Source organism: Gandjariella thermophila, assembly GCF_005405885.1.
Taxonomy (GTDB): Bacteria; Actinomycetota; Actinomycetes; order Mycobacteriales; family Pseudonocardiaceae; genus Gandjariella; species Gandjariella thermophila.
Genome location: NZ_BJFL01000013.1, coordinates 1 through 12,010 on the forward strand (window position 1 = coordinate 1; position 12,010 = coordinate 12,010).

Here is a 12,010-nt window from a genome sequence, read left to right on the forward strand (position 1 = left end):
GTCCTCCGCGGCCGTCCAGGTATTGCATTGGGCGGTGCGGTTGTACTGGGCGCCCTGGACCGTCCAACCCTGCACGTGGGCGCCGTTGCCGTGGTCGCGACGGGTCTGCACGCCGTTGTCGTCGCCCCGGCCACGCTGATCCTGGATGGCCTCGTCGTACATCGTGCGGTTGACCGCGCCCCGGCCGGTCGCGGCGGCCCAGAACATCCCGTCGAAGCAGTCGGCCTGCAACTCGATCCGCCGGGATATCTGCAGCCCCGCGGGGCTGTCCGCGTCGACGTCGTACATCTGCTCGTGTGCCGCGTCGAGCACCCCGCTGGTGCCCTGGATGAAATGGCCGTACTCGTGCGCGAACACCGCGAGGTACACGCCGGGATGGGCGCCGATCTGGTCCGTCTGCAGGCCGTCGAACGGCATGTAGATGGTGTTGTCCGCGGAGCAGTAGAACGCCGCGGCCTGGTCCGAGGTGGTCGTTCCGCACGCGCTGTGCCAGTTCCGGCCCGCGGGGAAGGACAGCGCCGGCTGCTCGAACGGCAGGTTGGCCGCCCGCAGGACCGGCTGCCACGCCTGGTTCAGACAGGTGAGCGCGGCCTCGAAGAACGCCTGCGCGCTGGCCGGGTCGCTCCGCCACCGCGGCAGGTCGCAGGTGACCGCCGGCAACCCGAGTTGCCCCGCGAACAGGGGGTTGTCGCCGGTGGCGAGCACCTTTCTCGGCCCGGCCGGGGCCGTGGCGGTCGGTGGTGCGGCGGTGGCCGGCGCGGACCGCCGCGGCCCGGCGGTGCCGGTCGCGGTCGGGGCGTCCGTCGTGGTGTCGGCCGTTGTCGTGGTGGCGGTCGGGGTCGCGGTACCGGTATCAGGGACGTATTCCGTGGTGTCCGGCGCCGCGGTCGGCTGGGTGTAGCCGACTTCGGCCGTGCGGTGGGATGCCGTGGCGACGCCGACGACGCCGGCCAGCATGGCGCCGACCAGGACGACCGCGCACAGCACCACGGCGAGCACCGGGCCGGCGCTGGACCCGCGGCGCGGGGTGATCAGCGGACCGGAGGGTCCCGGCCGCCAGGGACCCGGCCAGGGCGGGCCACCGGTCGCCGGGTACCCGACCTGGCCGGGCGCTCCGGGCGCCGGCCGACCGGCGGTGAATAACGGCGTCCACGGCGGCGCGGGCGGGTTGGCCGCCGGTCCCGGGGCCAGCACCCCAGGCGGAGCCGCCGGCAGCGGAGCGGGTACCGGAGGCGGGGCCACCGGCCGCGGCGGCGGAACAGCGGGCACTCCGCCCGGCGGGCGGTACCCCGGGACCGGGTGCCCGAACGGTGGTGGTCCCTGGTGCGGTTGCTGGTTCGGCCAGCCCGGTGGTGGCGCCTGGTTCACCGGGCTCCCCCGCCCCGCACGACGACCTGCCTCATCGCTACCCCCTGCCAGGTCGATCACGTGATTCCAACCGATTCGGCAGCAGAGCATAGGCGGCTTTCGCTACCGTCCGCGGGCGTGTCGCGAAAGATCCTCGCCCTCGTGCTCGCCGCCGTTGCTCTGGTCGGCATCCTGTTCTTTGTCGTGCAGCCCGGCGGGGACCAACGGCAGCCGTCGGCCGGTCCCGGCCTGCGCAGCCACGCCGAACTGAAGCTGCGCCGCGACGGCACGCTCGCCGTCACGGAGACCGTCGACGTCGCCAGCGGCACCACCGCCACCCGGCGTGCGCCCCTGCGCATCGCCGCCGACCAGCACACCGACCGGATCTTCACGGTAAGCGCCCCGACGGTGGTCGGCAGCGGCAGCGCGGAGGCCGACGACCAGACCTTCACCGTCCACCTCGGCGCGGGCCGGTCGACCATCACGTACACGGTGGACGGTGCCGTCGCAGGCCTCGGTGACCAGCAGGAACTGCGCTGGCAGCCGGTGAGTGGCTGGGACGTGCCGGTGGACACCTTCTCCGCCGTCGTCGCGGAACCCGGCCAACCGAACTCGATCACCTGCCTCGCCGGTGCCGCCGGCTCGCACATCCTCTGCGCCGTCGCCAAGATCGACCAGAGCCAGGTCGTCCGCCTCAGCCACACCGCCCTGCGCGCCGGGGACCGGATCGACGTCGCGGTCGGCATGGCCGGCTCCGGCGTACCGGTGAACGCGCGCCTGGTCCGGGCGCACACCCTGGCCGCCGCGTTCGCGCCCACGCCGCTCGACGTGGCCGGCGCCGTCACGCTCGCCGTGCTGCTGCTGGGCGGTTTCTGGCTGCTATGGCACCGCCGGGTCCGGGCGGCCCGCGTGGTGCCCGCCGGCGCGCCGGTGCCGCTGCTGGTACGCGGCGAGGGCGGGCACGTGGCCTTCGCCTCACCCGACGGCGTACTGCCCGGTCAGGTCGGCGCCGTGGCCACCGAGCGGGCGCGGGCGGTGGATATCGCGGCGACCGTGCTGGACCTGGCGGTGCGCAACTACCTGTGGATCCAGGAGGTGGAACTGCCGGACGGCAGGCTCGACTGGCAGGTGGTGCGGCGCAACGCGGCGGACCCCGCGTTGACCGGTTTCGAGCGGGCGGTGTACGCGTCAATCCTGCCGGACGAGGCGGAGCGGGCGCTGCTGAGCCAGGTCGCCAACGGCCACGCTGGCAACCTGCGCGAGGCACTGTTCGGCGACGTGGTGGCGCGGGGGTGGCTGGCCCGGCCGCCCCGCACCGAGCGCCTGCGGTGGCTGGCCGTGGGCGCCGGGATCGCCGCGCTCGGCGTTGGCGTCACCGCCACGCTGGCGGGCACCGCGGGGCACGCGATGCTCGGGCTTCCGCTGATCGCTACCGGGCTGGGCCTCGCGGTGCTCGGCCGGTGGCTGCCGGTACGCACCCGGCGCGGCGCGGTGCTGCTCGGCCACGTGGCCGAACTGCAGCACTTTCTCGACGCCGCCACTCCTGAGGACGTGCCCGTGGCCGATCGGGAGCTGGTGTTCTCCCGGTCGCTGCCCTACGCCGTCGCGCTGGGTGTGACCGACCGCTGGCTGCGGGCGTTCGCCGGGGTCGCCACGGACGCGGACGGCGTGCCGGGCCTGTACTGGTTCGGCTCGTGCCAGCCCATTCCCGACCTGACTCGGTTCGCCGAGCGGTTTCCCGCCCTGCTGGCCGCCTTGGCCGGCCAGGACCCAGCGGGCGGCCCGGGTCGGCGGACCCGCACGCCGGCCGAGGTGACTGCGCTCCGCCGATGACCGCGCGGCGTCAGCCGATCGTCGGCCCGGCTCGCCACACGGCACACCGGTCGCTCCGCCGCTCGCTCGGCGTTATTGGAGGGGGTTCACCCACTTCAGGTTGGGGAACCTGGCGAAATCGCTGTCGTTGGAGTGCATCTCGGCGTCGTGTTCGATCGCGTGTGCCGCCAGTTGCACGTCCGTGGTGAGGTTCCCGGCCGTGCCGATGTCCCGCAGAAGCCCCAGCGCGATGTCCAGGTGACGTGGATTCGGCACCAGGAGGTCCACGTTCGGCTGGGCGAGCCAGTCATCGACGTATGCGACCGCGTCCGCGGCGGCGAGAGGCGATTCGAGGACGCGTGCATTGGTGGAAATCCGCAGGAAGCCGAACAAGGCAGGGTAGGCCAGTCCGATGCGGGTGGTGCTGTTGACGGTCTGCTCCCACCAGGAGCGCGCGCGAGAGTGTTGCGGAAAACCGGAGATGACCGCGTAGAGGAGCAGATTGACATCGGGAACGATCACGAGGTACGCCGTGCCCTGTCCATGATCGCCTCATCAGCCAACTCATCGGCCAGCCGATTGAAACCGGACAGGTCGAACCCCGGTCGTACGGCCGACTCGTGTGGCGTCAAGCGGTATGGCTGTTCCCGGCTGGCGCGCGGCGCCAACGCGCGCCGCAGCGCGTCGTTGACGACCTGCTTCATCGGACGACGCTCGCGGTGAACGGCGTCTTCGACCAGCCGAGCCACGTCATCGTCGAGAGTCAAGGTGGTTCGCATAGAAGTCATCGTGATGCCTCTCGATGACCGCGTCAAGATGCGACATGGCTGGGGGTATGGTCGCGCACGCGCGCAACCCCGGCGGCGGACCGGCCACGTCGCGCGCACCGGTCCGCCCGCTCACCGGTACCGCCGGCCGGCGCGCCAGACGGCGTGCGTGAGTGGGACGCCGGGGCGGTAGGCCAGGTGGGTGACCGACGGCGCGTCCAGGACGTGCAGGTCGGCCCGGGCGCCGGGGCGCAGCACACCGACCGCGCCGTCGCCGCGTTCCCGGCGCAGCGCCCGCGCCCCGCCCCAGGTGGCCGCGCGGACCGCCTCGGCCACGCTCATCCGCATCTGCAGCACGGCGGTGGCCACGCAGAACGCCATGGAGGAGGTGTAGGAGGATCCGGGGTTGCAGTTGCTGGCCAGCGCCACGGTGGCCCCGGCGGCAAGCAGCGCGCGGGCGTCCGGCAGCGGCTGCCGGGTGGACAGGTCGCAGGCCGGCAGCAGGGTGGCCACCGTGTCCGACGACGCCAGCGCGTCCACATCGGACGGTTCGAGGTGGGTGCAGTGGTCGACGCTGGCCGCCCCCATTTCCACCGCGAGCCGAACGCCCGGGCCGGGCCCGAGTTGGTTGCCGTGCACCCGCAGGCCCAGGCCGCGGCGGGCGGCGGCGGTGAGCACCGCGCGGGACTGCTCGGCGTCGAACGCGCCGGCCTCGCAGAACACGTCGGCCCAGCGCACGCGCGGCGCGACGGCGTCCAGCATCTCGCCGCAGACCAGCGTGACGTAGTCGTCGGCGGACCAGCCGGGCGGGACCAGGTGCGCGCCGAGGAAGGTGACCTCGTCGACCTCGCGCGCGGCGATCACTGCCGAGCGCACCTCGTCGGGCACGGTCAGCCCGTAGCCGGTCTTGGTCTCCAGGTAGGTGGTGCCCTGCGCGACCGCCTCGGCGACGTGCCGGCGCAGGTTCGCGACCAGCGCGGCATCGTCGGCGGCCCGGGTGGCCTCGACGGTGACCGCGATCCCGCCGGCGGTGTAGGGCTCGCCGGCCATCCGGGCGGCGAACTCGGCGGTGCGGTCACCGGCGAACACCAGGTGGGTGTGGCTGTCCACCCAGCCGGGCAGCGCGGCGCGGCCGGCCACGTCGACCCGCTCGTCCGCGTCCGGAGCATCCGCCGCCCCGCCGACCCACGCGACCCGGTCACCGTCCAGCACCACGGCGGCGTGCCGCAGCGTGCCCAGCTCGTCGTCGTTGGTGGTCAGCTCGCCGATGCCGGTGACAAGGACGCTCACCGCCACAACTCCCCGATCGCCTCGGTGAGCAGCCGGCCCACGTCGCCGAGCAGCACGTGCCGGCCGTCGCAGGCCACCACCCGGCCGCCGATCACCACGGTGTCCACATCGGATGCCGTGGCCGCGAAAAGTGCCTGCTCGGGCAGGACGCCGGCGGTGCGCGGGCTGTCCAGCCGCACCGCGACCAGGTCGGCCGGGGCGCCCTCGGCGATCCGCCCGGCCTCCGGCCAGCCCAGGCTGGCGTGCCCGCCGGCGGTGGCCGCGGTGACCAGGTCGGCCGGCGTGAAGTGGCCGCGCCGGCCGGTGCGCAGCCGCTCGCCGTGCTCCAGCGCCCGCGCCTCGGCGAACGGGTCCACCACCGCGTGCTGGTCGCTGCCCAGGGCCAGCGGGCAGCCGGCGTCGGCGAGGGCGCGCGCCGGGCCAAGCCCGTCGGCCAGGTCGGCCTCGGTGGTCGGGCACAGGCAGGCGGTGACGCCGGCCCCGCCGAGCAGGTCGATATCGGCCTCGCGCAGGTGGGTGGCGTGCACCGCGGTGGTGCGCGCGGACAGCGCCCCGGCGTCGTGCAGCAGTTCGGTGGGGGTGCGGCCGTAGGCGGCGAGGCATGCCTCGTTCTCCGCCGGCTGCTCGGACAGGTGCACGTGCAGTGGCCGGTCCGGAGGGGCGGCGGCGACCAGGTCGGGTAGCGCGTCGGCGGGCACCGCGCGCACCGAGTGAATGGCCGCGCCGATGCGGGTGGTGGCGTCCTCCCGCATGCCGGCGAGCCGTTCCGCCCAGGCGGCCACCGAGCCGTCACCGAACCGCGGTTGCGTGCCGGCGAGCGGTTTCCCGATGCCGCCGGCCAGGTAGCAGGTGTCCAGCAGGGTGAGCCGGATGCCAGCGTCGGCGGCGGCCCGGCGCAGCGCCTCCCCCATCGCGTTGGGGTCGGCGTAGCGGGCGCCGCCGGGACCGTGGTGCAGGTAGTGGAACTCGCCGACGCAGGCGATGCCAGCGACGGCCATCTCCGCGTAGACCGCCCGGGCCAGCCGCAGGTAGCCGTCCGGGTCCAGCCGCTCGGCCAGCCGGTACATGCCCTCCCGCCAGGTCCAGAACGTGCCGCCGGCGCCGTGTGTGCGACCGCGCAGCGCCCGGTGGAACGCGTGCGAGTGGGCGTTGGCGAAGCCGGGGAAGACCAGCCCGCGCAGCCGGATGGCGCCCAGCGGCGGCGTGTCCACAAAGGACACCTCGGTGATCGTGCCGCCGGCGCCGGCGCGGACCAGCACGCGCGGCGCGATGGCGTCCGGCAGCCAGGCCCGCTCGCACCAGTACGCCGTGTCGGTCATGACGCCAGGTGCTCCAGGACGCTGGCCAGCGCGGCCACGCCGGCCGCGCAGTCATCGGGTTCGGCGTGCTCCTCCGGGGCGTGGCTGACGCCGGTGGGGTTGCGCACGAACAGCATCGCGGTGGGCACCCGGGCGGCCAGGATGCCGGCGTCGTGCCCGGCCCCGGTGGGTAGCGCGGGAACGCCGCCGAGCAGCCCGGCCAGCTCGTCGCGCAGCGCGGCATCGAAGGTCACCGCGTCGCCGTAGGACTCCTCGCGCACCTCGACCGCGCAGCCCTCGGCGGCGGACGCCTCCCTGGCCGCCGCGACGATCTCGTCCACCAGCTTCCGCGTGTCCGGTGTGGACGGTGCGCGGGCGTCCAGCCAGACGTCCACGCTGGACGGGATCACATTGGTCCCGCCGGGGGTGGGCACCAGCCGGCCGACCGTGGCGCGCGCGTCCGTGCCGGCCAGCGCCCGCCGGGCGGCCAACACCGTGCTGGACGCGGGGATCATCGGGTCCCGGCGGTCGGCCACCGCCGTGGTGCCCGCGTGGTTGCCCTGCCCGCGGAACGTCAGCCGCCACCGGCCATGCGCCAGGATCGACGTGGCCACCGCGACCGGGGTGCGCTCGGGCAGCAGGTCGAGTTGCCGGCCCTGCTCGACGTGCAACTCCACGAAGCAGCGCAGGCCGGACAGCGCGGCGTCGTCGCGGCCGAGGTGGGCCGGGTTCAGGCCGGCGGCGCGCGCCGCCTCGGCGAGCGAGACGCCGTCCGGGTCGCGCAGCCCGCGGGCGGTGTCCGGGCCGATCGCGCCGGTGGCCAGCCGGGAGCCGAGGCAGGGCACGCCGAACCGGCCGCCCTCCTCCTCGGCGAACACCACCACCGCGATCGGCCGGGCGGGTACGAAGTCGCGGGCCCGCAACACGTCCACCGCGGCCAGCGCGGACACCACGCCGAGCGGCCCGTCGAACGCGCCGCCGCCGGGCACCGAGTCCAGGTGGCTGCCGGTGGCCACCGCGCCCGGTCCCGGCTCGCCCCACCAGGCCCACAGGTTGCCGTTGCGGTCGGTGTACACGGCCAGCCCGCGCCGCTCGGCCTGCTCGGTGAACCACGCGCGCAGTTGCAGGTCGGCCCGGTCGAAGCCGTGCCGCGCGTAGCCGCCACGGAACCGATCCGTTCCGACGTCGGCGATCTCGGCGAGCAGCATGCTCACCCTCTCCCCGCATTCAGGGGGCTGAACGGGGCCCTGCGCACCCTCCAAACCCCCGTTGAGCCTGCGGAATGCGGGAATCACCGCCGCTCCTTCATCGGGATGCGCAGGCCGCGTTCGGCGGCGACCTCGGCGGCGCGCGGGTAGCCGGCGTCGGCGTGCCGGAGCACCCCCATCGCCGGGTCGTTGGTGAGCACCCGCTCGATCTTCCGCGCGGCCAGCGGGGTGCCGTCGGCCACGGTGACCTGCCCGGCGTGGATGGACCGGCCCATGCCCACGCCGCCGCCGTGGTGGATGGACACCCACGTCGCCCCGGACGCCGTGTTGACCAGCGCGTTGAGCAGCGGCCAGTCGGCGATCGCGTCAGAGCCGTCGGCCATCGCCTCGGTCTCCCGGTACGGCGAGGCCACCGAGCCGCAGTCCAGGTGGTCCCGGCCGATCACCACCGGGGCGGAGAGCTCACCGCTGGCCACCATCTCGTTGAACGCGAGCCCGGCGCGGTCCCGCTCGCCGTAGCCGAGCCAGCAGATCCGGGCGGGCAATCCCTGGAAGGCGACGCGCTCGCCGGCCATCCGGATCCACCGGGCCAGCGGTTCGTTGCCCGGGAACAGCTTCAGCACGGCCCGGTCGGTGGCGGCGATGTCGGCCGGGTCGCCGGACAGCGCCGCCCACCGGAACGGTCCCCTGCCCTCGCAGAACAGCGGCCGGATGTAGGCGGGCACGAAACCTGGGAAGTCGAAGGCGCGGTCGCAGCCGCCAAGCTTGGCCTCGCCGCGGATCGAGTTGCCGTAGTCGAACACCTCGGCCCCGGCGTCCAGGAACCCCACCATCGCCGAGACGTGGGCGGCCATCGACTCGCGGGCCCGGTCGGTGAACTCCTCCGGCTTGCTCGCCGCGTAGTCCCGCCACTCGTGCACACCGACGCCGATCGGCAGGTAGGCGAGCGGGTCGTGGGCCGAGGTCTGGTCGGTGACCACGTCCACCTCGACGCCCCGGCGCAGCAGTTCGGGCAGCACCTCGGCGGCGTTGCCGATCACCGCCACGGACAGCGGCCGCCGCTGGGCCTTCGCCGCGGTCACCCTGCGCACCGCGTCGTGCACATCGGACGCGATCTCGTCCAAGTAGCGGGTTTCCAGCCGGCGGCGGGCGCGCTGCGGGTCGCACTCGACGACCAGCGCGACACCCTCGTTCATGGTGATCGCCAGCGGCTGCGCGCCGCCCATGCCGCCCAGCCCGGCGGTGACGGTGAGCGTCCCGGCCAGCGACCCGCCGAACCGCTTGGCGGCCACCGCGGCGAACGTCTCGTAGGTGCCCTGCAGGATGCCCTGGGTGCCGATGTAGATCCACGACCCGGCGGTCATCTGCCCGTACATGGTCAGCCCGGCGGCCTCCAGGCGGCGGAACTCCGGCCAGTTCGCCCAGTCCGGCACCAGGTTGGCGTTGGCGATCAGCACCCGGGGCGCCCACGGGTGGGTGCGCAGCACGCCAACCGGCCGGCCGGACTGCACCAGCAGCGTCTCGTCCTCACCGAGCGCGGTTAGCTCCCGGCTGATCGCGTCGAAGCTGGCCCAGTCCCGGGTGGCCCTGCCGGTGCCGCCGTAGACGACCAGGTCGGCCGGGCGCTCGGCCACCTCCGGGTCCAGGTTGTTGTGCAGCATGCGCAGCGGTGCCTCGGTGGCCCAGCTCCGCGCGGTGAGCGTGGTGCCCCGGGCGGCCCGCACGGTCGGTGCGCTCATTCGTACTCCACTGTGGACGGTAGGTGCGGGGCGATGGCGTCCAGCAGCACGCCGGAGCGGACCAGGTCCTCGGCGATCCGGATCTCCGGGGCGAGGTGCCGGTCCGGGCCGGGGCCGGGCACCGCGGCGCGCAGCACGCCCGCCGCTGCGGCGGTGGCCGGGGCGGGGGCCAGCGGGGCACGCAGGTCCAGGGCGCGGGCCGCGGTGAGCAGTTCGATGGCCAGCACGGTGGTCAGCCCGTCCAGCGCGCGCCGCAGCTTGCGGGCCGCCGCCCAGCCCATGGACACGTGGTCCTCCTGCATCGCGCTGGTCGGGATGGTGTCCACCGACGCGGGCACGGCCAGCCGCTTCAGCTCGGCGACCACCGCGGCCTGGGTGTAGTGCGCGATCATGTAGCCGGAGTCGACGCCCGGGTCGTCGGCGAGGAACGGCGGTAGCCCGTGCGAGCGCGCCACGTCGAGCATCCGGTCGGTGCGCCGCTCGGCCATCGCGGCCAGGTCGGCGATCGGGATGGCCAGGAAGTCCAGCACGTAGGCCAGCGGGGCGCCGTGGAAGTTGCCGTTGGACTCCACCCGGCCCTTGTCCAGCACGACGGGGTTGTCCACCGCGGCGGCGAGTTCCCGGTCGGCCACCGTCTCGGCGTGGCCGATGGTGTCCCTGGCCGCCCCGTGCACCTGCGGTGCGCAGCGCAGCGAGTAGGCGTCCTGCACCCGGGTGCACTCCGGGCCGCGGTGGCTGGCCATGATGTCCGAGCCGGCCAGCATCGCCGTCATCCGGGCGGCGGACCGGGCCTGCCCGGGGTGCGGCCGCAGCGCCTGCAGGTCGGCGGCGAACGCCCGGTCGGTGCCGAGCAGCGCCTCCACGCTCATCGCCGCGGTCAGGTCGGCGGTGTCCACCAGCCGCTGCGCGTCGGCGAGCGCGAGCACCAGCATGCCGAGCATCCCGTCGGTGCCGTTGATCAGCGCCAGACCCTCCTTCTCGGCCAGCCGCAGCGGCTCGATGCCGGCGGCCAGCAGGGTCTCGGCGGCCGGGCGCAGCCGGCCCCCGGCGTCCCGAACCTCGCCCTCGCCGATCAGCGCGAGAGCGACGGCCGCGAGCGGGGCCAGGTCGCCGGAGCAGCCCAGCGAGCCGTGCTCGTGCACGACCGGCACGATGCCCGCGTTGAGCATCCCGGCCATGGCCAGCGCGGTCTCCACGCGTACCCCCGTGTGCCCGGTGGCGAGCGTGTGCAGGCGCAGCAGCATCAGGGCCCGGACCACCTCGCGCTCCACCTCTCCGCCCGCGCCAGCGGCGTGCGAGCGGACCAGGGAGAGCTGCATCGCGGCCCGCCGCTCGGCCGGGATGTGCCGGGTGGCCAGCGCGCCGAACCCGGTGGAGATGCCGTAGGTGGGCCGGTCGCCGCCAGCGAGGGCGTCCACGTGGGCGCGGGCGCTGCGCACCGCCTCCAGCGCCTCACCGGTCAGCTCGACCGGGGCGCCGCCGCGGGCCACCGCGACGACCTGCTCCCGGCGCAGCGGCTTGCTGCCGAGCGGAACCGGCCCGGACGGCGTCGTAGCGGGATCCATATCCCCATCACAGCCCGCCCACGGCTGCCGTTCGAGCCCGTAACGGGTGACACTGTCTGGTATCCGAGACACTCTGCATGCGGAGATTCGCGTTGTTCGGCGGGCCCGTGCGGCCGCGCCAGGGCGTCACCACACCCGCCCGCACGCCGGGCCGCCCGCGGGTTCCGAACAACGCACACGGGCGGAGGGTGCCGATGGGCGCGAGCAGCGAGGTACCGGCGCTGCGCCGCGGGCTCGCGGTGCTGCGGTTCCTCGGCGGGCGCCCCGGGCCGGTGTCCGCCGCCACGGTGGCCCGCGAGCTGGGCATCCCCCGGTCGAGCACGTACCACCTGCTCAGCGAGCTGGTCGCGGCCGGGTTCGTCACCCACTTCCCGGAGGAGCGGCGGTACGGGCTGGGGGTGGCCGTGTTCGAGCTGGGCTCCGCCTACCTGCGGCATGACCCGCTGGAGCGGCTGGCCCGGCCGATCCTGCGCCGGCTGGTGGACCGGCTGGACCGTACCGCGCACCTCGGCGTGCTGCACGGCGCCGAGACGCTGTACCTGCTGCGCGAGCAGCCCCGGCACCCGCAGACGCTGGTCACCGACGTGGGCGTGCGGCTGCCCGCGCACCTGCCGGCGTCCGGCCGGGCCATGCTGGCCCACCTGCCGGCGCCGCAGGTGCGGGCGCTGTTCCCGAACGCGGCCAGCTTCGTGGACCGCACCGGCCGCGGCCCGCGCAACCTGCCGGCGCTGCGCCGGCTGCTGGCGGCCGAGCGGCGCCGCGGCTGGGCGGTCGAGGACGGCTACGTGACCGCCGGGTTCGCCTCGGTGGCGGTGCCGGTGTTCGACCACGGGGGCCGTCCGCTCGCGGCGATCAGCGTGACGTTCCGCCACTTCTGCCCGGACGAGTGGGACTGCGGCCGGAGCTGGCCCGAGCTGGCCGAGAGCGTGCGCCGGGCGGCCGCCGAGCTGACCGCCCGCATCGGCGGCCACCCGATCGGGTGAT

Annotated in this window: 10 protein-coding genes; 2 read left to right on the plus strand and 8 right to left on the minus strand. The window is 74.9% G+C overall.

Going from position 1 to position 12,010, the window contains the following annotated elements:
• A partial coding sequence (locus tag FFT21_RS14195) for a neutral zinc metallopeptidase (protein WP_137814332.1) occupies nucleotides 1-999 on the minus strand: 999 nt, incomplete at its 3' end.
• 486 nt (nucleotides 1,000-1,485) lie between these two features.
• Here FFT21_RS14195 and FFT21_RS14200 point away from each other — a divergent pair.
• Nucleotides 1,486-3,180 (plus strand): DUF2207 domain-containing protein, encoded by a 1,695-nt coding sequence (locus FFT21_RS14200; protein WP_192909539.1) that lies wholly within the window; start codon nucleotides 1,486-1,488, stop codon nucleotides 3,178-3,180.
• Between the two features lie 72 nt (nucleotides 3,181-3,252).
• Here the strand turns inward: FFT21_RS14200 and FFT21_RS14205 are convergent, their stop codons facing one another.
• The 7 genes from FFT21_RS14205 to hutH form a co-directional block, all read right to left on the minus strand.
• Nucleotides 3,253-3,681, minus strand: a complete 429-nt coding sequence (locus FFT21_RS14205; protein ID WP_137814334.1) for a type II toxin-antitoxin system VapC family toxin — start codon at nucleotides 3,679-3,681, stop codon at nucleotides 3,253-3,255.
• Entirely contained in the window at nucleotides 3,678-3,938 is a 261-nt protein-coding gene (locus tag FFT21_RS14210) for an antitoxin (RefSeq protein ID WP_137814335.1), read from the minus strand. Before FFT21_RS14210 ends, FFT21_RS14205 begins: the two co-directional genes overlap by 4 nt.
• Before the next feature lie 120 nt (nucleotides 3,939-4,058).
• A complete protein-coding gene (hutI, locus tag FFT21_RS14215) occupies nucleotides 4,059-5,216 on the minus strand; it encodes an imidazolonepropionase (RefSeq protein WP_137814336.1) in 1,158 nt (385 codons plus the stop codon).
• Entirely contained in the window at nucleotides 5,213-6,535 is a 1,323-nt protein-coding gene (locus FFT21_RS14220) for a formimidoylglutamate deiminase (RefSeq protein WP_137814337.1), read from the minus strand. The genes hutI and FFT21_RS14220 overlap by 4 nt, the downstream gene beginning before the upstream one ends.
• Nucleotides 6,532-7,722: an allantoate amidohydrolase gene (locus tag FFT21_RS14225; RefSeq protein ID WP_137814442.1), complete on the minus strand. Its 1,191-nt coding sequence runs from the start codon at nucleotides 7,720-7,722 to the stop codon at nucleotides 6,532-6,534. Before FFT21_RS14225 ends, FFT21_RS14220 begins: the two co-directional genes overlap by 4 nt.
• 83 nt (nucleotides 7,723-7,805) lie before the next feature.
• Entirely contained in the window at nucleotides 7,806-9,461 is a 1,656-nt protein-coding gene (gene hutU, locus FFT21_RS14230) for a urocanate hydratase (protein ID WP_137814338.1), read from the minus strand.
• On the minus strand, nucleotides 9,458-11,026 hold the full coding sequence (gene hutH / locus FFT21_RS14235; protein WP_137814339.1) for a histidine ammonia-lyase: 1,569 nt from the start codon (nucleotides 11,024-11,026) through the stop codon (nucleotides 9,458-9,460). Before hutH ends, hutU begins: the two co-directional genes overlap by 4 nt.
• A gap of 194 nt (nucleotides 11,027-11,220) precedes the next feature.
• Between hutH and FFT21_RS14240 the strand changes: the two genes are divergently transcribed.
• On the plus strand, nucleotides 11,221-12,009 hold the full coding sequence (locus tag FFT21_RS14240; RefSeq protein ID WP_137814340.1) for an IclR family transcriptional regulator: 789 nt from the start codon (nucleotides 11,221-11,223) through the stop codon (nucleotides 12,007-12,009).
• The last annotated feature ends 1 nt before the right edge of the window (nucleotide 12,010 follow it).